Origin of the sequence: Salipaludibacillus agaradhaerens (genome assembly GCF_002019735.1) — a bacterium.
GTDB classification, from domain to species: Bacteria; Bacillota; Bacilli; order Bacillales; family Salisediminibacteriaceae; genus Salipaludibacillus; species Salipaludibacillus agaradhaerens.
In genome coordinates this window covers 2115078-2137212 of the sequence record NZ_KV917378.1, presented here as the reverse complement: position 1 = coordinate 2137212, position 22135 = coordinate 2115078, and the positions used below count along the sequence as shown (strand labels likewise).

The 22135-nt window shown below is 39.9% G+C and carries 23 protein-coding genes; 18 read left to right on the top strand and 5 right to left on the bottom strand.

Going from position 1 to position 22135, the window contains the following annotated elements:
• Positions 1 to 154: 154 nt before the first annotated feature.
• Positions 155 to 1060, top strand: a complete 906-nt coding sequence (locus BK581_RS10035) for a proline dehydrogenase family protein (RefSeq protein WP_078578039.1) — start codon at positions 155 to 157, stop codon at positions 1058 to 1060.
• A 166-nt stretch (positions 1061 to 1226) separates the two neighbouring features.
• Here BK581_RS10035 and mgtE read toward each other — a convergent pair whose 3' ends face one another.
• The 4 genes from mgtE to BK581_RS19845 form a co-directional block, all read right to left on the bottom strand.
• Positions 1227 to 2570, bottom strand: a complete 1344-nt coding sequence (gene mgtE / locus BK581_RS10030; RefSeq protein ID WP_078578038.1) for a magnesium transporter — start codon at positions 2568 to 2570, stop codon at positions 1227 to 1229.
• 630 nt (positions 2571 to 3200) lie between these two features.
• Positions 3201 to 4901, bottom strand: coding sequence for a b(o/a)3-type cytochrome-c oxidase subunit 1 (locus BK581_RS10025; RefSeq protein WP_078578037.1), 1701 nt, complete (start codon positions 4899 to 4901; stop codon positions 3201 to 3203).
• A complete protein-coding gene (locus tag BK581_RS10020) occupies positions 4901 to 5368 on the bottom strand; it encodes a cytochrome c oxidase subunit II (RefSeq protein ID WP_078578036.1) in 468 nt (155 codons plus the stop codon). The genes BK581_RS10025 and BK581_RS10020 overlap by 1 nt, the downstream gene beginning before the upstream one ends.
• Positions 5369 to 5387: 19 nt before the next feature.
• Positions 5388 to 5543 (bottom strand): cytochrome c oxidase subunit 2A, encoded by a 156-nt coding sequence (locus BK581_RS19845; protein WP_095995543.1) that lies wholly within the window; start codon positions 5541 to 5543, stop codon positions 5388 to 5390.
• 470 nt (positions 5544 to 6013) lie between these two features.
• On the opposite strand from BK581_RS19845, the gene BK581_RS10015 reads away from it, so the two are divergent.
• From BK581_RS10015 to BK581_RS10005, 3 genes are all read left to right on the top strand, one after another.
• Positions 6014 to 7072: an ABC transporter ATP-binding protein gene (locus BK581_RS10015; RefSeq protein ID WP_078578035.1), complete on the top strand. Its 1059-nt coding sequence runs from the start codon at positions 6014 to 6016 to the stop codon at positions 7070 to 7072.
• A 198-nt stretch (positions 7073 to 7270) separates the two neighbouring features.
• Positions 7271 to 8371 (top strand): extracellular solute-binding protein, encoded by a 1101-nt coding sequence (locus BK581_RS10010; protein WP_078578034.1) that lies wholly within the window; start codon positions 7271 to 7273, stop codon positions 8369 to 8371.
• Between the two features lie 23 nt (positions 8372 to 8394).
• Positions 8395 to 10077: an ABC transporter permease gene (locus tag BK581_RS10005; protein WP_078578033.1), complete on the top strand. Its 1683-nt coding sequence runs from the start codon at positions 8395 to 8397 to the stop codon at positions 10075 to 10077.
• A gap of 81 nt (positions 10078 to 10158) precedes the next feature.
• Here the strand turns inward: BK581_RS10005 and BK581_RS10000 are convergent, their stop codons facing one another.
• On the bottom strand, positions 10159 to 10914 hold the full coding sequence (locus tag BK581_RS10000; RefSeq protein ID WP_078578032.1) for a rhomboid family intramembrane serine protease: 756 nt from the start codon (positions 10912 to 10914) through the stop codon (positions 10159 to 10161).
• Positions 10915 to 11232: 318 nt separating this feature from the next.
• Here BK581_RS10000 and acpS point away from each other — a divergent pair, with 318 nt between their 5' ends.
• The 14 genes from acpS to BK581_RS09930 all read left to right on the top strand — a co-directional run bounded on the left by acpS (position 11233) and on the right by BK581_RS09930 (position 21941).
• Entirely contained in the window at positions 11233 to 11595 is a 363-nt protein-coding gene (acpS, locus tag BK581_RS09995) for a holo-ACP synthase (RefSeq protein ID WP_078578031.1), read from the top strand.
• 79 nt (positions 11596 to 11674) lie between these two features.
• The gene (locus BK581_RS09990; protein WP_169837653.1) at positions 11675 to 13204 is read left to right on the top strand and encodes an NAD(P)H-hydrate dehydratase; all 1530 of its coding nucleotides are present in this window, start codon (positions 11675 to 11677) and stop codon (positions 13202 to 13204) included.
• A gap of 52 nt (positions 13205 to 13256) precedes the next feature.
• Positions 13257 to 14291 (top strand): outer membrane lipoprotein-sorting protein, encoded by a 1035-nt coding sequence (locus tag BK581_RS09985; RefSeq protein ID WP_078578029.1) that lies wholly within the window; start codon positions 13257 to 13259, stop codon positions 14289 to 14291.
• A gap of 246 nt (positions 14292 to 14537) precedes the next feature.
• Positions 14538 to 15713, top strand: a complete 1176-nt coding sequence (gene alr / locus BK581_RS09980; RefSeq protein WP_078578028.1) for an alanine racemase — start codon at positions 14538 to 14540, stop codon at positions 15711 to 15713.
• 315 nt (positions 15714 to 16028) lie between these two features.
• Positions 16029 to 16307 (top strand): CopG family ribbon-helix-helix protein, encoded by a 279-nt coding sequence (locus tag BK581_RS09975; protein WP_078578027.1) that lies wholly within the window; start codon positions 16029 to 16031, stop codon positions 16305 to 16307.
• Between the two features lie 5 nt (positions 16308 to 16312).
• Positions 16313 to 16663 carry a type II toxin-antitoxin system PemK/MazF family toxin gene (locus BK581_RS09970; RefSeq protein WP_078578026.1) on the top strand — a complete coding sequence of 117 codons (351 nt, stop codon included), beginning with the start codon at positions 16313 to 16315 and terminating at the stop codon, positions 16661 to 16663.
• A gap of 388 nt (positions 16664 to 17051) precedes the next feature.
• On the top strand, positions 17052 to 17876 hold the full coding sequence (locus BK581_RS09965) for an RsbT co-antagonist protein RsbRA (protein WP_078578025.1): 825 nt from the start codon (positions 17052 to 17054) through the stop codon (positions 17874 to 17876).
• A gap of 14 nt (positions 17877 to 17890) precedes the next feature.
• A complete protein-coding gene (locus BK581_RS09960; protein ID WP_078578024.1) occupies positions 17891 to 18247 on the top strand; it encodes an STAS domain-containing protein in 357 nt (118 codons plus the stop codon).
• Positions 18248 to 18250: 3 nt separating this feature from the next.
• Positions 18251 to 18652: an anti-sigma regulatory factor gene (locus BK581_RS09955; RefSeq protein WP_078578023.1), complete on the top strand. Its 402-nt coding sequence runs from the start codon at positions 18251 to 18253 to the stop codon at positions 18650 to 18652.
• 13 nt (positions 18653 to 18665) lie between these two features.
• Positions 18666 to 19679 carry a PP2C family protein-serine/threonine phosphatase gene (locus tag BK581_RS09950; RefSeq protein ID WP_078578022.1) on the top strand — a complete coding sequence of 338 codons (1014 nt, stop codon included), beginning with the start codon at positions 18666 to 18668 and terminating at the stop codon, positions 19677 to 19679.
• Between the two features lie 62 nt (positions 19680 to 19741).
• The gene (locus BK581_RS09945) at positions 19742 to 20074 is read left to right on the top strand and encodes an STAS domain-containing protein (RefSeq protein ID WP_322788431.1); all 333 of its coding nucleotides are present in this window, start codon (positions 19742 to 19744) and stop codon (positions 20072 to 20074) included.
• Between the two features lies 1 nt (position 20075).
• On the top strand, positions 20076 to 20570 hold the full coding sequence (rsbW, locus tag BK581_RS09940) for an anti-sigma B factor RsbW (RefSeq protein WP_078578020.1): 495 nt from the start codon (positions 20076 to 20078) through the stop codon (positions 20568 to 20570).
• A complete protein-coding gene (gene sigB, locus BK581_RS09935; RefSeq protein WP_078578019.1) occupies positions 20530 to 21339 on the top strand; it encodes an RNA polymerase sigma factor SigB in 810 nt (269 codons plus the stop codon). The genes rsbW and sigB overlap by 41 nt, the downstream gene beginning before the upstream one ends.
• Positions 21339 to 21941: a SpoIIE family protein phosphatase gene (locus BK581_RS09930; protein ID WP_078578018.1), complete on the top strand. Its 603-nt coding sequence runs from the start codon at positions 21339 to 21341 to the stop codon at positions 21939 to 21941. The genes sigB and BK581_RS09930 overlap by 1 nt, the downstream gene beginning before the upstream one ends.
• Positions 21942 to 22135: the final 194 nt, after the last annotated feature.

Below are 22135 nucleotides of genomic sequence, written 5' to 3'. Positions count from 1 at the left end.
ACTCTCCGGTCACATGATGTGGCCGGATTCCCTTTATCACATATAACCGCCGCTAATATCCAGAGTGACTCAACGACCAATCAGTAGGGGAAGAACGAATGCCACTGAATTGAAGGTTCGTTTTATATTTAACGTTAGAAAGGAGTTGTAAACGATGATTACACGACATTTCTTTCTGTTTTTGTCTCAAAATAACTTTATTAAAACGCGGGCGATGAAATGGGGGCCGAAGTTTGGTGCTAAATCGGTCATAGCTGGGGAAACGATTGAAGAAGCAATGGAAACGGTTAAGTCATTAAATGAAAAGGGTCTCGTAGCGACTGTTGATCATTTAGGGGAGTTCGTTTACACAAGAGAAGAGGCGATAGATTCAGCTAATTATTGTGTGAAAACCTTAGAAGCGATTGCAACGCATAAAGTGTCATGTCATTTATCACTAAAGTTGACGCAACTAGGCCTCGATGTTAATCCACATCTATGCCGTGATAATATGATGAAAATTTTAAAAAAAGCAGAAGAACTCGGTATTTTCGTCCGTATTGATATGGAAGATTATTCGCATCTTGATGCCACGCTAGATCTTTTGCATGAGCTACGCCAGCATTTCAATAATGTAGGCACAGCGATACAAGGCTATCTTCATCGGTCCGAAAAAGATATACGCGATTTAAAAGGGGTCAATCTTCGGTTAATTAAAGGAGCTTACAAAGAATCACCAGAAGTCGCTTATCAAAAGCAAGAGGAAGTTGATCGTAATTATCTAAAAATTATTAAAGCACATTTATTAAATGGGAGCTATACAGCTATTGCCACTCATGACCATCGTATTATTGAAGAGGTGATCACTTATACGAAGGAACAGGGAATTGAAAAAACACAATTTGAATTCCAAATGCTTTATGGATTCAGACAAGACCTACAATTGAAAATAGTTGAAGACGGTTATAAAATGCGAGTTTATGTACCGTTCGGTATCGATTGGTATGGTTATTTTATGAGACGGTTAGCTGAACGCCCACAGAATATAACATTTGCTTTGAGAGGGCTCTTATCTAAGTGATGTCAAGGCATGAGGTGAAAAAGTAGTCGGATTTAAAAATCCAGATAAATCTGAAAATTTAAGAGTGTGGCTCTATTAGTTTAATGAAAAGGACATTGAGAAGAATTAAAGGGAAAAATGGGAAGAGGGTCCCCCTTAATGGTAGGTGGGACAGCCTCTTCAAAGGTTATATGAGCATATGCATAAGATTTGTGGCGATACCGAAGTAAATAAGGAGTGAGAAAATATCGTTAAGTGTTGTGATTAATGGACCAGAAGCAACGGCGGGATCCAGTCCTATTTTGTATAAAATCAAAGGAATGATTGTACCAGCCATCGTACCAATGATTAAGGTGGCTAAAAGGCTAATACCTACGACGACACCGAACATAATAGACTGCCAGAACGTTGCCACAAAAAATACGAGTAGACCACATACAAGCCCGATAATAATACCTACTTTAAATTCTCGCCATACAAGTTTTAAAATGGTTTTTCGATCAGTTTCGTTTGTGACGAGTCCACGGACGACGACTGCTAGTGATTGAGTGCCGGTGTTTCCTGTCATCCCTGCAATCATCGGCATAAAGAAAATAAGTGCTACGACTTGCTCGAGGGTATCCTCGAAGCTATCTAAAATACTACCTGAAATAAGTCCGATAAATAATAATAAAATGAGCCATGGCAATCGTCGATATGAAGCCACATAAGCTTTCGTTTGAAAATCGATATCTTTACCAGAAGCTGATAACTTTTCAATATCTTCTTGAGCTTCCTCTAATACAACGTCAATGACATCATCGACTGTGACAATCCCTTTTAAGACATTTTGCTTATCAACTACTGGGACAGCAAGAAAATCGTAACGCTGAATGATTTGCGCTACATCCTCCTGATCTGTATCGGCGGCTACCGAGATAACACGATTGAACATGATATCAAAAATTTTCTCATTCATATCTGCTAAAAGGAGATCTCTGTATGAAACAACACCTACAAGCTTTTTATGTTCATCAATAACATATAAGTAATAAATATTCCTCGTATACTCCGCGAAACTTTTAAATTTGTCTACTGCATCTCTTACAGTGTAATAATCTCTAATCCAAACAAATTCGTTCGTCATAATCCCACCAGCTGTTTCTGGTGGATAACTCATTAAATGTTGAACCGTTTTAGATTCATCTGTTTGCATCGCTGACAAGTATTCTTCCAGCTTTTCTTGAGAAATTTCACTAAGTAAGTCGGCAAGATCATCATTGTCCATAATATCCATGATTTTGGAAGACTTTTCGATCCCTAGCTTTTGAAGGACTTCCTTTTGCATATCAGGCTCTAGTTCCATGACAAGGTCAGCGATATCTTTAGACGTTATAAAGGTCAGAAATTTAAAATGATGCTTTTCCGGAAGAGCTTTATATAATTCAGCTAAATCATAAGGGTGTAACTCTTCTGTCATATCCTGTAATGCCGGTCTATTTTGCTCTTTCAAATACTTGATGGTTAAAACGGTTAATTTATCAGTATCCATAAAGGGATCACCCTTTCCTGCTCATTCGATCAAAACCATGACTACATTGTTAATGTTATCACTCGTTTAAGGTTCATGCACACGTTTTTAAGAGAAAAAAGAAATCGTAGCATTTCTAAAGGAGGCCCAGCTGTTTCAGGGGGACATAATTATCCACACACGTCTATATACCCTTTTTCGTAACTTAACTATTTTTACCCTTTATAACAGATAGTCGGCCGTAAAACACCCGCTAATGTCCTGATTCACGCAACGATCAAACAGTGGAAGAGGAACGACAATGCCCAATGATTGAAGGTTCGTTTTAAAAAATCCATAATCAGATAACTAAATTATAATATACACTTGTAGAAAACGACTCATACATGTGTATGCTACTACAGCAAAGAGAGGCTTTCTAAAGGCTTGATTCTTCAGCTAAATGCTGAACTCTTTTGTACCATTGGATTATTTTCAGACGTGGCTCATCATTAGGGAATCATGGGATAGAGACCACTTATTATTTTCGTGTTGAAATATTGAGTGTGACAGTCATGCATCAATAGGGTGTTATGACTAGACTAAGTATTAGTAGATATTTTAATCAAAAAACACCGTTATGAGGAGGTCTCATAACGGTGTTTTGCATGCTTACTTAATAATATTATTGAAACCAGGTGAACCAGGAGGCGCATTGTTAATCATATCATATATAGGAATAGTGTAGGCGAATAAGATTAAGACAACAGCAATGCCAATCCACAATTTCCAATTCTCCAAAATAGCAGGAGTATGTGGTGTGTCAGTTGGTGGAGGTGTCATTGGAAACTCTGTATGGCCTTTTGGTGCAAACCAAGCTAAATAGACGAAATTATAGAACATTAAAATACCCGCAGCCGTTAAAATAGTTCCTCCGACAGCTACTGTGGTATGACTGACAAAGATCCCTTGAAACCATTCTAATGCTTGAGGAGCATCCTGGTAGGTTGTATAGCCTGTTCGTCTTGGGGCCCCGAACAGACCAAGAATGTGCATAGCACCTGACATTAAAAACATTCCGATTGACCACATCCATGTCGTTACCATACCGGAGCGGTTCATAGATTTAGTTAATTTTCGTCCGGTGACAACAGGAATGAGCCAGAAAGCCATCCCAAGGAAAGTTAACACCACTGTTGTTCCTACAGTGAGGTGAAAGTGTCCTACTACCCATAATGTGTTATGGATGACGGCATTTAATTGAAAGCTAGCATTAATTAAACCACCGGCACCGGCAGGGATGAAGAAAAGCATTCCCATAAACGGAGCGAAAAATCGCACATCATTCCAAGGGAGCTTTTTAAGCCAACTAAAGACACCTTTACCACCTTTTTCTCGACCTGTTTGTTCAAATGTAGCAAAAATAGAAAAGGCCGTTAATAAAGATGGGACTACCACCACGAATGTCAACACAGTTTGAATGTATTTCCAAAACTCTGATATACCTGCTTCCATTAATTGATGATGAAAGCCTACAGGGATTGAAAACAGTAAAAATAATACGAAGGCAAGGCGAGCAAGTGAACCGCTGAATAACCGACCACCAATCACTTTAGGGACAACGAGATACCATACCATATAAGCAGGCATAATCCAGAAATAAACAAGTGGGTGCCCAAAGTACCAAAAAAGTGTACGACTCAACAAAACGTTGATCTCATCAGTCATGCCCAGTGCCCATGGAAGCATTTGCGCAAGGACAGTGGCAGCAACGCCGAGACCGGCTACGATCCATAAAATAATAGTAGCTGTGGCCATGAAACCAAATAATGGCGTTGGCTCACCACGGTGCTGCTTTTTCCATTTAAAATAATGGATCATAATGCTTACACCGGAAATCCAGGTCCCTACAATAAAGAGAGTTAAACCAATATAAAAAATATAATGTGCTTGCAATGGTGCATAAAATGTATATAAGACCGATGCTTCATTAGCAAGTATCATAGTAGCTGCCATGGCGGTACCGATCGTTGTTAAGATAAAGCCTATCCAGCCAGCTTTTCTTAGTCTGTCAGAAAAAGCACCATGAGTTTTGCTCATCCCGGCAAAAAAGAATCCAAAAATAATATAAGTAGTAAAAACGAGTGCAAGTAGGACGCCGTGAGCGGTTAAAATTTGATAATAAGTGAGCCAGCTAGGTAATTCAATGATGCCACCTCTGGCCAACCCTTGCAAAAGGCCTCCGAGTACACCTAGAAGGAAGGCAAAAAAAGCGACCACAATGTGTACGAAAGAAAGCTTAGCATCTTTAGGGTCTAGCTGTATGTCTAAGTCACTTGAAACATTTTTAAATGCTAAATTCGATTGAGTCATTATGGTGTCACCTCGATTTTCATTTGCATATAATGATGGCCTGTACCGCAATATTCGTTACATAAAACTAAATATTCCCCAGGTTCATCAAATGTATATTCAGCCATGTTGACATGACCAGGTGTAATCATCATATTCACATTTGTACCTGGGATGGTGAAACTATGAACAACATCTTGGCTCGTCACCTCGAAAATAACGGTAGATCCTGCAGGAACCTCAATTGTATCTGGGCTATACCCGAATGCCATTGCTATCAAGCGAGCTCTATACGTATCCTCATTAATTTGTTCTAGGCCTGGTTTTGAGAAAACGCTTTCTTCGAGATTTTGTGAATCGACTGAAGCCATGTGACTTGGTGGCTGATGGCCAAAAGCAAAGGCGGCAACACCGAGTACAACTAAAAATAGCACAAGTGACCCGATACCGAACACGAGCCAGATTTTTTCATATTTGTGTAAATGCATAGGTTAAAGCCCCCCTTAGTTAAATCCTTCCTACAAATAAATAGAAGATTGCAAACCATGTTATGAGAATGAAGGACCCAATAAACAAAACGAAAATGAGTGTCCCTTTTAGTGACGCTTCTTGTTCTGTAGCCGGTAGTGTTTTTTTATTTTTTTCCAATCCAGCCTGCCCCATATAATCTCCCCCTCTCAAAATCAATTCGCTATGCATTTCTATCATAAAGGAACAAATAGGTGTGATGAAAAGCAATTTGTGAAGAATTAGTGAAAAGTTGTAAAAAATCTATAAGCACTGCGTTCATGGTGTTAAGTATGTGTTGTTTAACCCATTTATGGATGATATAATTCGGATAGATTGAATATCATTCTCAATTAAAATATATAAATACAAAAATAGATTTCTACTAAAATTTGTGACCAAGGATTTGTACCGTTTATATGAAAATGATAGTCACGGGTATTAAGAGTTTGTTTTATAAAGCGATGGAAATTCGATAACTGTAAAAGGGCTATCGTCATAATGTATCTGTCCACACGTTTTCTTTAACCCGAGGTGTTGGTGCTAGCAAAGATGTGTCAATGAATAGGTGAAGAAGCTGAACATTCTGAAATGAAGATGATTAGTAATGAAGTGGGGGGAAAGTCATGAGTTTTATACATCTGAAAAACTTAACTAAAACTTTTAACCATAATGAAAGAGAAGCGGTTAAGGAACTTAATCTAAGTATTGACAAAGGTGAAATAGTGACACTTTTGGGACCAAGTGGTTGTGGGAAGACGACGACACTGAGGATGATAGCGGGTTTTGAGACGCCAAGTAACGGTACAATCTACATAGATGGTAAGGCTGTTGCTGGACAAAGTCATTCACTTCCACCTGAAAAAAGAGGCATTGGGATGGTTTTTCAAGACTATGCTCTGTTCCCACATATGACGATTTTAAAAAATGTTATGTTTGGACTTAATAGATGGAAAACACAAGAAAAAAAAGCGCGTGCTCGTGAAGTTCTGGAATTGGTAGGGTTGGAAGACTATGCAAAGCGTTATCCTGCTCAGCTGTCCGGTGGTCAACAGCAACGTGTTGCTTTAGCACGAGCATTAGCCCCTAATCCACATGTTGTATTAATGGATGAACCGTTTAGTAATTTAGATGCTGGCTTACGGGAAAAAATGCGCTATGATGTGACGACTATTCTTAGAAAAGCCAATACCACTGCCATTATTGTGACTCACGATCAGAAAGATGCCTTTGCGGTCTCCGATAAGGTTGCTGTCATGAATGAAGGTATTATACAGCAGGTAGCTGCGCCAAAAGAGATGTATCGTTGTCCTAAAAATTGCTTTGTTGCCCAGTTTGTTGGTAAGACAAATCTTCTGACAGGGATGATGGATGAAGATTTGAAAAATATTCATACCCATATTGGCAAAGTATCCCTTCCAGTAGAATCACAAAAGCAGTTGGAAACAGTTAAGCTTTCAATCCGGCCAGAAGGGTGTAAACTTGTTCAAGAAGGGACTTTTTGTGGGCGTGTCCAGCGTGTCACATACAGCGGTGAATATCAGGAGTTGTATGTCCAACTGCAAAATGACGTCAACCATGCAGAGGAAACGATGCTCATTTACGCGCCTGTGGAACAAGAAATAGATGTGGGAAAAGTTGTTTCGTTTGATATAAATCCAGCACTTGTAGCGTTAGTAGACTAGTGAAAAGTCAATGAACTGTTTAATGTATACAATTACATTGAGACCCTTCGATGTGCTTAGGTGATGTGACTGAAAAGTTAGAAAATAAGTTGACTTGAAGCAAAACGCTAAGGTACACTAATAATGCCTCACAATTGATATTGATAATCATTATCACTTATGTGGCTATTATTTTATAAAAATGGAGGGACGTTGTATATGAAGAAGGGGTTTTCATTAATAACTTTAGGCATGGCAGTCACAGTAATGGCTGCTTGTGGGGGAAATGGTGAAGAGAACACAAACAGCGTGAATAACACAAACACTAATGATGATAATCACGCGAATACAGAAGAAGCTGCTTTAGATGGTGAACTTGTTGTTTACTCCTCACGAAATGAGATGTTTGTACAAGATTTGTTGGACAAGTTTACGGAAGAAACCGGTGTTGAAGTGAGAGCTCTCCATGATGCAGATCCTCTACAAATTCAAGAAGAAGCAGGAAATGTCCAAGCAGATGTATTTATTTCAAATGACTTGGGAGCATTAGAATATTTAAATCAACAAGAGCTTCTTGAAGGAACAGACCCTGAGAATGTAGATACCATTGACGAACAATTTCGTGCTGAAAATAATGAGTGGATAGCTATTTCAGCAAGAGCACGAGGATTCATATATAATAAAGACTTGATTTCTGAAGAGGAAATGCCAACTAAGATGGAAGATTTACTTGACCCTGAATGGGCAGATGTTGAAAATGGTTATGCTATTACCCGTGGCGGTAACGGTGGGATGATAGGAAACGTGTCTGCTTTACGTTATGAATGGGGCGATGATCAGACAGCGGAGTGGATACAGGCTATTCAAGAGAATTCTGCTGGGATTTTTGAGGGGCATGGAGATATCCGCCGTGCAGTCGGAGCTGGTGAGCATGCCTTCGGTTTAGTTAATAACTATTACTATCACCAACAATTAGAAGAACCAACAGACAACAATGTAGGATTTATTTACCCTGACCAAGGTGATGGAGAAATGGGTGCCATTGCAAATGCAGCGGGACTTGGTATGGTAGCGGGATCACCGAATGAAGAAAACGCTAAAGCGTTTATTGAATGGGTATTAGAAGAAGAGAATCAGCTGGCCTTCGTTGGAGAATCCCTAGAAGTGCCAATTAATACTAACTTAGAACCACCTTACGAAGAAGCAGTTCCATTCAGTGAGCTCTCAGTTCAGGATATGCCTTTGAAAGAGTTGGGTAACTACTTTGAGGATACGCGAACATTAATTGAAGACGCTGGACTTGATTTAGAACTAAGATAATTGAACCGTAGGAGAAGTGTACTATGCTTAAGGATAAAAAGAAAACTAACCATCATACTAAGCAAAGTCCAGGGGCTGGGGATGAAACGTCCCCGGCTTTTCTCCGTTTTATGAACCAAAAATGGCTATCTATGTGGAATGGGAACCCTCCTGGAACGATTTTGCTGATCATTGGCATATTAGTGGCACTCATCATGTCAATCCCAATCGTCTATGTGATTTGGCAATCGTTATCAGCCGGCGAGGAAAGCTGGAGACGGCTTCTTGGAAACCGAATTCCTGACTTGCTGTGGAATACCTTATCATTAACCGCAGCTGTCACTGGTGCTGCTGTGATCATCGGCTTGTCATTGGCGTGGTTTGTCATAAGGACAGATTTACCAGGAAGGAAGCTGTGGCAATGGATGCTTGCCTTGCCTCTTGTGATTCCCCCTTACGTAGGTGCTGTCACTTATATTATTGTGTTTGGGCCAAGTGGTTGGCTTACGAACTTGTGGAACGATACGAACTGGCTGACAGCAATAGCTGGAGATTTTCCTTTTAAAATTTATTCCTTTTTTGGCGTATTTATCGTTTTAACCCTTTTTACATATCCTTATGCCTTTTTAATTGCTATTGCGTCACTTAGAAGGCTAAACCGGAATTTTGAAGAGGTAGCCAGATCTCAAGGGATGAGCCCCATACAAGTCTTTTTAAAAGTAACGCTCCCATTCTTACGACCTGCTATTGGGGCAGGCGCTGTGCTCATTTCACTCTATGTATTATCAGATTTTGGGGCTATTGCTATGTTACGGTATGTGACGTTCACAGCGGCGATTTATTATCAAAGAGCTGGCTTTGATATTCCATCGGCCTCTGTCCTTAGTCTCGTGCTCATTATATTGACAATCCTTATCTTATGGCTCGAATCCTTTACGAGGAAGAAACGTCATTTCTATCAAACGTCAAATACGTTTAAGGAACCGGATATTATAAAATTAGGAAAGTGGAAAGTGGCTGCTTTCTTGTATGTGTCAGTCATTTTTAGTTTAGCTGTTGTGTTGCCACTAGTCGTTTTAATTTATTGGACAGTGATTGGAACTGGACTCGGAACAATCGATGCCTCCTTCTTTGGATATGCATGGAACAGTATAAAAGTATCAGGATTGGCAGCGATTTTGTGTATGCTTTTAGCGATACCTATCATCTATTTAAAATCACGGCACCCATCGGTTATTTCTAGGGGAATTGATAGATTGAGCTATGCTGGATATGCATTACCAGGTGTCATTGTCGCTTTAGGTATGGTATTTATTTTCAATAATCACATCCCAGCTCTTTATAATACGTTTTATATGATCGCCATTGCGTTTGTAGTGAGATTTTTACCGCAAGCGATGCAGTCAGGAGAAGCGTCATTAAGCTTAGTGTCACCGAGGGTGGATGAAGCGGCTAGAAGTCTTGGATCCCCTGCATGGAAGACAATGCTTACAGTCATCTTTCCATCTATATTGCCCGGTATTCTTGCTGGAGGTGCACTCGTATTTGTGAGCTCAATTAAGGAGCTTCCAGCAACACTTATGTTAAGGCCGCCAGGGTTTGATACATTAGCTGTTCGTGTGTATTATGAGGCATCGGAAGCTCTTTATCATCAGGCAGCACCAGCTGCTTTGTTGATTGTTCTCGTCTCCATTATTCCCCTGCACTTCTTATTAAAGAAGTATTAATTATTATATGTAAAGTGTATGTTGTAGGATATAAAAAAGGATTATCTTCATAAGATTTAACTTATGAGATAATCCTTTTTTTTAGAGTAGAAATGCGGATACGAGATAGAAGAATAGAACCATAGCGGCAAAGCCTCCAACGATGTAAAAGATGAGGTTCTTTTTAAAGTGATTACGTTTTGCCCAGCGGTTAGGATCAAAGCTAACCTCATCAGAATCATGGACGGGCCTTCTTTGGCTGTAAATTGAGACGCCATTTAGGAATAATGGCGCAATGGCTGCACCGGCTATAAGGCCAAATAAATGGGCAAGAATATTCACACCAGGGTTTAGGAACGTCATAATCACCCCGATCGCGACAATTGTCATAATAAGCTGCGAATTCATCCGGTTAATTAAGTCTTTGCGCAATAAAACCATGTATACATAAATACCAAATAGACCAAATATGGCCCCAGAAGCACCTAAATGTATGACGTGTGACGAACCGAGAAAATAAAACGCGATGTTAGCTAAAATACCAGTAGATAAATATGCTGTTATAAATTTAAGTCTTCCAAGCATTGTCTCAAGAGCAGGTCCGAAAAGAACTAATGAGAACGAATTAAACAGCATATGGGTCAAACCACCATGAAGAAAAATCGGTGTGACAAGCCGCCAAAAGTCGCCTGAAGCCACAAGTGTGTTATTACCGATCCCTAACCAGTATATTTCTTCACCGCCTAAAAAAGGAAACCAATATATCCATATATAGAAGAAAATATGGATAATCACAAGTGATGTCACCACTTTGTATGATTTAATAAAACTTTCAAATGTCTCATTACGTAAAAACATACACTTCACCCCTTTTTTAGTCTATCACAAGAGCTTTGCATACAGTTAGAAAAGTGAGAGGCCACTCTCCATAAAACGATCGTGGCCAGTTTTTTGCTATTAGGTTAAATGGGAGAAAGTCTGTTTTATTTAAGGACATGTTAAGTATCCCTTTCTTATAGAAAGATGTTAGCTGACAATCAGTTGATTAGTAAAAGCTTACGATATAATAATTTAAAGATGACTAAGAATAGTAGGAAACACATTCATATTCCTATAAACTAGATGTATGAAGGTAGTGGACGATGTTGGTTTATTCATAAAGAAGGGGCTGACGAGATGATAATCGGAATAGGATTAGATGTAGTAGAAATGAAACGGATTGACGCAACATATAACCGAAAAGAAACGTTTGCTGAAAGAATTTTAACGGGAAAAGAGTATAAACTTTTCTCGTCATTGTCTCATACAAGAAAAGTAGAATTTCTCGCAGGGAGATTTGCTGCTAAAGAGGCATATGCAAAAGCGATCGGTACAGGAATTGGGAGCTGCTTGTCGTTTAAAGATATGGAGATCCTCCCCAATCAGTTGGGCAAACCTATTTTAACGGATTTAAAGCGAAATGAAGAAAACGTCAATATCCATTTATCCATTACTCATACGAAAGAATTTGCCGCTGCGCAAGTAGTGATAGAAAGTTAAGAATAAGAGCTTTTAAGTGAAACGGTCATATTGAGTGGGACGACCTCATATAGTGTTAATGCGGATGGGAGGGACAAACATGTACGTGGTAACGGGTGAGGAGATGCACCGAATAGATCGCTATACCATGGATGAGATTGGGTTAAGTGAACACACACTAATGGAGAATGCCGGGCAAGCAGTGGTAAGACAGCTGGAAGTGATGGTTGAACAGAATGCTCATTTTCTTGTTTTGATTGGGGCTGGAAATAATGGAGGAGATGGTTTCGTTATTTCTAGGTGTCTTCAAGAGAAAGGGTATCGCGTGGAAACGTGGGTGATACCACCAGCGAGTCGGATTAAAGGAACAGCTGCTCACCATAAACATATTTATGAACAATGTGGTTATTCATTTAAAGACTATGAATCAAATAACCAGTTGTTAAGAGAGGCGCTTGCGAGTGAAAATATTATCATTGATGCTTTACTAGGGACTGGTGTGACAGGTGAGCTGAGATCGCCTTATGACCATGTCATCCGTCTCGTGAATGAGTCAGAAAATCAAGTGGTTTCTGTGGACATCCCGAGCGGACTCCCTTCAGCAGAAGGTGGCCATTACACAGAGGTTATAAAGGCTGATGACACGCTTACGTTACAGGCGTTAAAATTATCTGCCTGTCTATACCCAGAAGGCGCTTATTATGGGCAAGTGACGTCGGTCGATATCGGCATTCCGAATCGCGCGTTTATTGAACAACGTGTCACCCGTCGGCTTATCCTACAAGAAAGAGTGAAAGCGACACTGGCAACTAGGGATGTTAACACTCATAAAGGAGGAGCAGGAAAGGCCTTAGTCCTCGGAGGCTCATCTGCTATGACTGGGGCCCCGATAATGACAACAAAATCATGTCTTCGTTCAGGAGCAGGACTCGTCACAATGGCTGTGCCAGAAAGTATCCACCATGTGGTGACACAACATGTGATAGAAAGTATGTTTGCTTCCTTAAAAGATGATCAAGGTGAGATTTTGAATGAGGCTTTAAAACAGATAAATTGGGCTGAATTTGACGGTATTGCGCTTGGACCTGGGATGGGAAGAAAGCATCGTTTAAGTTTGTTTGAACAGTTCAAAGATGTCCAAAGTTCTCTCGTTATTGATGCAGATGGCCTCTATCATCTCCAAAAAGAATTAGCGTCCTGGCGTGGTGAGCAACGATTGGGCCCTACGATCATAACTCCCCATTCAGGTGAGATGGCAAGGTTGACTGGTTGTTCAGTTGAAGAGATTGAGACTCATCGTTTCTCGATATCTAAAGCTTTTGCGAAAGACTATAACATGTACGTCGTCTTAAAAGGGCCACATACGATCGTCACGACGCCTAGTGGCAAACAATGGGTCAATACGACAGGAAATGCCTCTCTCGCAAAAGGAGGGACCGGTGACATGTTAACTGGTATGATTCTCGGGTTTCTGTTACAGCATGAAAAAATAGAGGACGCCTTATGCAATGCTGTTTATGTTCATGGGAAAGCAGCTGATCATTTGTTAGAAACACATGATATTTTTAGTGTGAACGCGACCGATCTCATCTCCGTATTGCCTAAAGTGTTAAAATCACTCCGTTATTAAGACATGATATTCCCCTCCTTTGTCGTCGAAATGACACAGAGGGGTTGAGTAAATGAAAAAAATCCTATGGTTAATTATGTCCGTTGTTGTAGCATCACTGTTATTAACAGCGTGTGGGGAAAAAACTCAAGAGGATGTCATCTCTGATCTAGAGAGAAACCTCGATGAACTGACAGGTTATAAAACGAAGGCTTCAATGACGTTACAAACAGGGGAAGAACCACAGGTATATGACGTAGAAGTTTGGTTCAAAAGCCCCTCCTTTTATAGAGTCGCCTTAAATCATACGGAAAAAGATCAAAGCCAAATCATTTTACGGAATGAAGAAGGTGTTTTTGTCCTCACGCCGGCGTTGAATAAGAGTTTTAGATTCCAGTCAGATTGGCCTGAGAATAATAGTCAAGTATACTTGTACGAGTCACTTATGAATGATATTTTAATGGATCCTGAACGGGCATTTACAGCGACAGAGGACCATTACACGTTTCAAACAAATACAAACTACACCAATAAAAATTTAAACCAGCAAGAAGTTCGACTGAATAAAAAGGATTTAACCCCAGCCTCTGTTAAGGTAATGGATGCTGAACTTTCTATTTTAGTGGAAGTGGCTTTTGAGGATTTTCAATTAAATGCAGAATTCTCTGAAGGTGATTTTGAAATGGATCGAAACATGACAGGCGCACAGTTGGAGACAGAAGTACCAGCAATGACGGATGAGGAAGAAGCAGATGAGGAGTTTGCTGTCTTTTACCCGATGTATGAACCACAAGGCACCACGCTTTCTAAATCTGAAGAAGTGGAGACAGACAATGGTTTAAGAGTCGTACTCACCTATGATGGCGACCAGCCGTTCACGCTTATTCAGCAACAGAGTCAGGTAGTCGAAGCGAGTACATCGATTGATTTAGCAGTTGGAGAACCAGTTGATTTAGGCTTCACCTTTGGTGTCCTGACGGGTGATGAGGAGTCCAACACAATTTCATGGTCTTTCGAAGGGACAGATTTTTTCCTCGCCTCAGATGCGATGGATAAAGATGAATTGATGTCAGTAGCTCGCAGTGTTTATGGGACACATGAGAAATAAACAGTAACGCATGGAACCTTTTCTTAGGTTTCCATGCGTTTTTGAGTATTAATAGAAAGTTTTCAAAGGCTATATCACCATCTTGCGTACATAAAATCCGTGTACTATTAAACGACACGGGCAGCAATAATATTAACAATTTCAATAGTTCTTTCGGTGGAATTTGACTACCTTCATTGACATCACAATTTGTTAAGCTAATAATGAAAAAAGAATAAGATATCACCCTAGTTGGAGGAAGCAGCTGTGAAAGAAGATCAATCATTTTATAGAGATACTTGGGTCGACGTGAACTTAGATGCCATTTCAGAAAATGTCAAAACGATTAAAGGGAATTTACCAGAAGGCGTTCACGTGATGGCGGTTGTTAAAGCAAATGCATACGGTCACGGAGCAATAGAAGTAGCAACTGAGGCATTAGCTGCAGGTGCTACCTATTTAGGTGTCGCCATCCTAGATGAAGCCCTTGCTTTAAGACAGGCAGGAATTAAAGCCCCTATCCTTGTATTAGGACTCGTACGGCCTGAGGATTGCCAATTGGCGGCTGATAACCAGATCGCCGTCACTGTTTTCCAAAAAGACTGGCTCGAAACAGCTTCGATTTATCTTGACGGTAAGGCTCAGTTACACTGTCATATAAAAATTGACACTGGTATGGGGAGAATCGGATTGCGAACAGTTGAAGAAATTGATAACATCGTTCCTATCATAAAGCAGACCCAAAACTTAGTTGTCGAAGGCTTGTTTACTCATTTAGCGACAGCGGATGAAGTGGACATGCCTTATTATGAGAAGCAACAAACGCGATTTTCTTGGCTTGTCAATGTGTTTGAAGAAAAGTACGGGACTGAGGTTCCGCTAAAGCATTGTGCCAATAGTGCAGCAGCTTTAAGGTTCGGAGACAGGTCATATAACTTAGTAAGACTTGGGATTGCTATGTATGGTCTAAGTCCCTCACCGGCTATAAAGCCGTTACTACCTGTTCCTTTACAAGAAGCTTTTACGCTACAAAGTAATATTACACATATTAAAAAACTCCCTAAAGGAGAAGGAGTCAGCTATGGTGTTACCTATGAGACACGTCGTGATGAATGGATTGCGACTGTACCAATTGGGTATGCTGATGGCTGGATTAGAGCTAATCAATCGGGAGATGTCCTTGTGAATGGAGAACGAGCGCCAATCGTCGGTCGCATTTGCATGGATCAGATGATGATCCGGTTGCAAAAGCCTGTGAAAGTTGGCACAACAGTGACGCTTATAGGAGAAAATAACGGTGTTTTACTTTCGATGGATGAAGTGGCAGAAAGATTAGGAACGATCAATTATGAGGTTCCGTGTGTTATAAGCTATCGTGTTCCTCGTGTTATTAGAAAAAACGGAAAGATAATTAAAATATATAACAAGACATTGTCATTATAATGTGGGGCGACGTAAAAAAGAGTTGGATTAGTGTGTTCCATCGTCGTATCAACAGTTTAACAATACAGCCTAGAAGCTTGTGAGTTCTGATGTTGTGAGAATGGCAAAGGGCTTTTACTGAATTGCCTCCACATTGAGCTTTCCGGCTAATAAAATGGCTGAAAGTGACTTAGTGAAGAACGAAAAAGAGGAAATTACCGAATTTTATCGAATGAATCATATAGAGAAATGAAAAGTTACTTTGCAATGCGTTTAGCCTAATGATATGATAATAATGGATTAAAAATCGGTCGATAGCTTGGTGGAGGTGTTTTTGTGTCTATGGAAAACACAAAAAAGATTATGGTTAATTTACCGCAACATTTAGTGAATGAACTCGATGCACTAACAGAAGGTGAAGACATTAACCGATGTGATGTCATTCAAAGAGCTACGAGGATTTATGTACAGGAACAGAAAAAATTACAAATCCGTGAAACGATGGAACAAGGCTACATGGAGATGGCGAAAATCAACCTGAATATTGCAACCGAGTCTTTTTTAGCTGAAGAGGAGGCTGAAAGCACGGTGGATCGCCTGGTTAGCGGGGTGTAAAGGCTTTGATAGTAAAGCGTGGGGACGTTTATTTTGCAGACCTCTCACCTGTAGTTGGCTCTGAGCAGGGCGGGGTTAGGCCTGTATTAGTTATCCAGAATGATATCGGTAACCGTTTTAGCCCAACGGTAATTGTGGCAGCCATTACAGCACAGATTCAAAAAGCAAAATTACCGACTCATGTGGAAATTAACGCTAAAAGGTACGGCTTTGACCGTGATTCAGTCATTCTACTTGAACAGATTCGCACGATTGATAAACAACGATTAACTGACAAAATTACACATTTAGATGATGACATGATGTTAAAAGTGAACGATGCCCTAAACATTAGTATTGGGTTAATTGATTTTTAAATGTGTCGCTAAAGGCAGACGTTTTCCAATGTGAAAATGCCTGCCTTTTTAACATTTTTTTATCACAGCTAACCGTCCGTAAAGCTCCTGGCTTAAAATAGAGGAGAGCGACATCTATTTTAGGCGTGAGCTAACGGACGCTAAAGTCATGATTCACGTAACTCCCAATCAGTGGGAGAAGTACGAGAACATCCACTGATTGAAGCTTAGCTTTATAATCTAGGCTAAATATCCTTAGAGGTACAAGTCGCAAGGGCTGATGAAAGCTCACCTTCATAATGTCAGGCGAAGATAAGACAACAGCCTGAAAAAACACTGCGCATCCGTTGCAATATAGGTTAATCAGTGAAATAATAATATTATTACTGTTTAAATGGGGGAAGACTGGATGAATCCTTTTATTCGAGATATTATTTTAGAGCATAAAACCGAAATAATGGAAAGATGGTCCAAAGAAATAAAAAAATTTCGCTCTGATGATTCTTTGCAAAATATATCTGATACTATGTACGAAAATACAAATCAAGAGTTTGGAAATAAACTCATTCTAACTGTTCAAACTGAAGGGAAAGAATATCACGATGATTTGATTCAATTTGCCGAACGGCTTATTCAATTAGGGTGGCCACTTAATTATATTACGCGTGGCTTACAAGAGTTTCGCAAAATTATAGTGGAATCTTTGTCGGAAACAGGAGAGAATTATTGTAAAAGTATCGAGTTTTTCCAAGAAATAGAAAGTTGGATTGATGATATTGTTAACCTACTTGTTAATCAATACTCCGGTTCGTGGGAAAACACTGTTTTTCTACAAAAAATGGCTTTGAAAGAATTATCCGCACCACTTATTCCAGTTTTTCAGAATATAAGTGTTATGCCGTTAATTGGAACGATTGATACTGAGCGGGCGAAGCTTATTATGGAGAATTTGCTTGAGGGGGTCATTGAGCACCGTTCTCAAGTTGTCCTGATAGATATTACAGGTGTCCCCGTTGTGGATACAATGGTGGCGCATCATATTATTCAAGCTTCTGAGGCTGTTAGATTGGTAGGGGCGAAATGTATTCTCGTAGGTATTAGACCGGAAATCGCACAAACTATCGTTAATCTTGGTATTGATTTAGGGAAATTCCCCACAAAAAGTACGTTGAAAAAAGGAATTGAAGCTGCTTTAGAAATAACTAAAAAGCAAATTGTTGATCTTGAGGTTTAAAGGAGGAACTAGTTTTGCGAATTCCCATACTTAAATTACACGACTATTTACTAATTTCAGTCCAGGTGGAACTGGATGACCAAACGGCTCTTCAATTTCAAGAGGATGTTTTAGAGAAAATTCACGAAGAAGGTTCAAAAGGTGTTGTCATCGATCTCACTTCCGTAGAGATGATTGATTCATTTATCGCCAAAGTATTAGGGGATGTGGTGGACATGTCTAACCTAATGGGCGCGAAAGTGGTGCTAACCGGTATTCAACCTGCCGTTGCCATTACATTAATTGATATGGGCATCGTTCTAGATGAGGTCCCTACGGCATTAGACCTTGAGCAAGGGTTGGAAAGACTCCAACTCGAATTGGAGGGTTGATATATGCAAGTCCAAACCCATGTTGATATCCACAGTGAGTGGGGAATTGTCGCTGCAAGACAAGCAGGTCGTAAACTTGCGCGTGAAATCGGGTTTGGTTCCGTTGACCAGGCGAGAATCACGACAGCGATTTCCGAATTAGCGAGAAATATATATTTATATGCCAACAAAGGTCAAATACAAATTGAAGAGGTCACTTCATCGGAAAACCGAGGAATAAAAATAGTCGCTGTTGACGAAGGCCCTGGTATTAAAGATCTCCGCCGTGTTATGGAAGATGGGTTCACAACTTCAGGCGGACTCGGGGCTGGACTACCGGGAGTGAAACGTTTAATGGATACGTTCGATATAGAGTCTGAGGTAAATGAAGGAACAACAATTACTGCAATTAAGTGGCTTCGATAGGAGGTGTTGGTGATTGGAAGATACGAAGGTTTCAATGTACCAATTATACCGAGATATGTTAACAAGCTATTTAAAAAATAAAAGTGAGCATGCTTTGTATCATGCCCAACAATTTAGTAAAGAAATGATGGAGAAAGATATGTCGCCGGAGGAAACGGTGAGTCTCCATCTTTCTGTTTTTCAAGAGCTAGCAGAAGAATTACCTGAAGAAGTCGTGGATTCATTTGACTTGTTATTGGAAGTGATGATCGGTTACGGACTAGCATATCGTGAGCATCAAAGCCTCCGTGATCGTCAACGTCAGCTTGAATCGGAATTAAATGTCGCTGCAAGAATGCAGAAGTCTTTGCTCCCTAGTGGCGAAATTTCGCTGGATTCAATGGATTTAGGAATTATAAGTGTGCCAGCGGGGAAAATGAGCGGGGACTATTATGATTACATGCTTGATGATGATCATAATATTGGTGTGGCTGTTGCAGATGTCATCGGGAAAGGTGTTCCGGCGGCCATGAGCATGTCGATGATTAAATATGCTATGGATACTTTGCCGGAGAAGAGACAAAAACCTGGAAAAATGTTAGAAAGTTTAAATCGAGTTGTGGAAAGAAATATTGATTCGGATATGTTTATAACAATGATGTATGGGTGTTATAACCCTGATACACATCATTTTTGTTATGCCAGTGCTGGCCATGAACCAGGATTTGTTTATAATGCTACGAAAGACGAATTCAAAAGCCTTGAAGCTAAAGGTTTGGTACTTGGTGTTTCACGAAAAGTTTCCTATCAAGAAGACAGCATTCCACTTCAAGTAGACGACTTTATCGTGTTATTATCGGACGGCGTGACAGAGTGTCGTGTAAATGGTGAGTTTATTGAGCGAGAACAACTGGTTCAAATGATTCGCCAATATAAACATCTTTCGGCTCAACAAATTGTTGAAGAAATCTATCAAGATTTAGAAAAAGCACAGGAGTTCCAATTGAGGGATGATTTTACCCTATTAATTTTACGGCGAAAGGTTTAGTGAAATTAAATTAGTGGTATTAAGGTAGAGTGACAAAAAGAATGAGATTTTGAGGAGGGGACATGATGAATTTAGAAATTAATATAACTGAAGGTGAGCGGACTAATACCGCTTATTTGTCAGGAGAAGTTGATGTATATACGGCAACAAAACTAAAGGAGGCGATAACACCTCTGGCTGAACAAGTGGAAAAAGATTTAATTGTCGACTTGTCAGAAGTTAATTATATTGACAGTACCGGATTGGGGATTTTCATCGGAACCTTGAAGGCAGCTGAGAAGAGTGATACATTATTACGTTTAACGGGTTTAAATGACCGAGTGAAACGCTTATTTGAAATTACAGGGCTAAATGAAGTTATTGACATTGACGCTGAAAAAAAGGAGGAAGCGTAATATGGCACGGTCCTCTGATTTTATAAGTATGACAGTTCCAGCTAAGCCTGAATATGTAGGCGTCGTTAGGCTGACTGTCTCAGGCGTTGCTAATCGGCTAGGTTATTCTTATGATGACATAGAAGATATTAAAATAGCTGTGGCAGAAGCATGTACGAATGTTGTGAATCATGCTTACAAGGAAGAATCGAATACGAATAACATGCATTTGAATTTTGGTGTTTATGAAGATCGCCTGGAACTCGTGGTTTCTGATCAAGGAGGTGCGATCGACGTTGATCTTCTTGTACAGGAAAGAGGTCCTGTAAAAAGTGAGCAATCCATTGAAGACCTGCAGGAAGGGGGCCTCGGGCTTTTTTTAATCGAAACATTAATGGATGAAGTAGAAATTAGAGGAGAGTCCGGTGTTATGATTATCATGACAAAGTTCCTGCAAAGAGATGGGGTGGAACAGAATGGAGATAGAGTCTCAGAAGAAGTCCCGGAACAGCAATAAGTCACAAAACGAAAGCAAAGAAAAAGTACTCAATTGGATTGAAGAATTTCAGCGGACAGGTGACGATGAGCTACAAACTAAACTCGTGAAAGAATTCGAAAACTTAGTTCACTCATTAGCACGAAAGTTCTCTAAAGGCCAAAGACACGATGAAGATTTAATTCAAGTAGGAATGATCGGTTTACTCGCTGCCTTAAGGCGGTTTGATCCTGAATTTGGACGTAGCTTTGAATCCTTCGCTGTCCCAACTATTGTAGGTGAAATTAAACGCTTTATTCGTGATAAAACATGGAGTGTCCATGTTCCAAGGCGTATTAAGGAATTAGGTCCAAAAATTAAAAACGCTGTTGAAGAGCTGACAACGGAATTACAGCGTTCCCCTAAAGTGGAGGAAATCGCCGATCACTTGAACGTCTCTGAAGAGGAAGTTCTTGAGACAATGGAGATGGGAAAGAGTTATCAAGCTCTATCTGTTGATAGGTCCATTGAAGCAGATGATGAAGGCAGTGCGGTCACTTTGTTAGACCTGGTTGGGCAAAGTGAAGAAGGTTATGAACAAACAGATCAACAGCTATTATTGGAAAAAGCTTTCTCCGTATTGACAGAAAGAGAAAAACAAATTCTACAGCTTACCTACTTCGAGAACCTAAGCCAAAAGGAAACGGGAGATGCATTAGGTATCTCGCAGATGCATGTATCTAGATTGCAAAGAAGAGCCTTGCAAAAATTAAGAGAGTCGATTCGTATTGAACCTACGGAGTGCTTGTAATGATAGAACATCATCACTTAAAAGAGATGGATATTAGCATTTATAAAGTAGCCAAAAAAGGAAATTGGTGTTCTGGAGATTCCTTTTATACGATCAGGACAGAAAATTATATTTTATGCGCTATGGCGGACGGGCTTGGCAGCGGTGAGGAAGCAATGAACGCTGCTGAGATAGCCATGGATGTTATAAAAAATGAACATGAGCTTGATACAGGGACTATCATGGATAAGTGCAATCAAAAAATGGGTGGGACAAGAGGTGTTGTCCTCACCATACTAAAATTTGATTTCACATCGAAAATGATAGATTACACAAATGTAGGTAACATATCGTGCATCTTTTATGACCCATCAGGCAAGTTATTTAGACCTGTCCCTGTTCGCGGCTATCTCTCAGGGAAAAGAATGAAATATCGTACCCAACGCATTCCTTTTTCTAAGGATGTTGTATTCATTATGTATTCTGACGGGTTTGCATTTAACCCGAACGATCATAAGATATTTGCGAGAAGTGAGATACCTGAGCAAATGATGACTAATCTTCTTGATAACAAAGCATCAGCTAAGGATGATACAACAATTTTAATAGGCAAAGTAAATTAACTGTCATCTTTCTACTTAAATGGAAAATGAATATAAAGATGCTACTAAGCCGGATTATTTAGGGGGGGATATCCTAATAATCGGGCTTTTTATACATGTAAAGGATAATTTGATCGCCCGTACTTAAAGCGTCATATGTGTTGAAAGAGAATTTTAATGGCTCATGTAGAGATTACTAGCTTTTTTAAGTATAA

Excerpts from the sequence above, each read along its gene's own strand:
- rsbW (WP_078578020.1), top strand. The coding sequence starts at position 20,076 with ATGGCACGGTCCTCTGATTTTATAAGTATGACAGTTCCAGCTAAGCCT.
- BK581_RS10000 (WP_078578032.1), bottom strand. The coding sequence starts at position 10,914 with ATGTTTTTACGTAATGAGACATTTGAAAGTTTTATTAAATCATACAAA.
- BK581_RS09955 (WP_078578023.1), top strand. The coding sequence starts at position 18,251 with ATGCAAGTCCAAACCCATGTTGATATCCACAGTGAGTGGGGAATTGTC.
- mgtE (WP_078578038.1), bottom strand. The coding sequence starts at position 2,570 with ATGGATACTGATAAATTAACCGTTTTAACCATCAAGTATTTGAAAGAG.
- BK581_RS10005 (WP_078578033.1), top strand. The coding sequence starts at position 8,395 with ATGCTTAAGGATAAAAAGAAAACTAACCATCATACTAAGCAAAGTCCA.
- BK581_RS10025 (WP_078578037.1), bottom strand. The coding sequence starts at position 4,901 with ATGACTCAATCGAATTTAGCATTTAAAAATGTTTCAAGTGACTTAGAC.
- BK581_RS10015 (WP_078578035.1), top strand. The coding sequence starts at position 6,014 with ATGAGTTTTATACATCTGAAAAACTTAACTAAAACTTTTAACCATAAT.
- sigB (WP_078578019.1), top strand. The coding sequence starts at position 20,530 with ATGGAGATAGAGTCTCAGAAGAAGTCCCGGAACAGCAATAAGTCACAA.
- BK581_RS09985 (WP_078578029.1), top strand. The coding sequence starts at position 13,257 with ATGAAAAAAATCCTATGGTTAATTATGTCCGTTGTTGTAGCATCACTG.
- BK581_RS09945 (WP_322788431.1), top strand. The coding sequence starts at position 19,742 with ATGATGAATTTAGAAATTAATATAACTGAAGGTGAGCGGACTAATACC.
- BK581_RS10035 (WP_078578039.1), top strand. The coding sequence starts at position 155 with ATGATTACACGACATTTCTTTCTGTTTTTGTCTCAAAATAACTTTATT.
- BK581_RS09930 (WP_078578018.1), top strand. The coding sequence starts at position 21,339 with ATGATAGAACATCATCACTTAAAAGAGATGGATATTAGCATTTATAAA.
- BK581_RS19845 (WP_095995543.1), bottom strand. The coding sequence starts at position 5,543 with ATGGGGCAGGCTGGATTGGAAAAAAATAAAAAAACACTACCGGCTACA.
- BK581_RS09965 (WP_078578025.1), top strand. The coding sequence starts at position 17,052 with ATGAATCCTTTTATTCGAGATATTATTTTAGAGCATAAAACCGAAATA.
- BK581_RS10010 (WP_078578034.1), top strand. The coding sequence starts at position 7,271 with ATGAAGAAGGGGTTTTCATTAATAACTTTAGGCATGGCAGTCACAGTA.
- BK581_RS09990 (WP_169837653.1), top strand. The coding sequence starts at position 11,675 with ATGTACGTGGTAACGGGTGAGGAGATGCACCGAATAGATCGCTATACC.
- BK581_RS10020 (WP_078578036.1), bottom strand. The coding sequence starts at position 5,368 with ATGCATTTACACAAATATGAAAAAATCTGGCTCGTGTTCGGTATCGGG.
- acpS (WP_078578031.1), top strand. The coding sequence starts at position 11,233 with ATGATAATCGGAATAGGATTAGATGTAGTAGAAATGAAACGGATTGAC.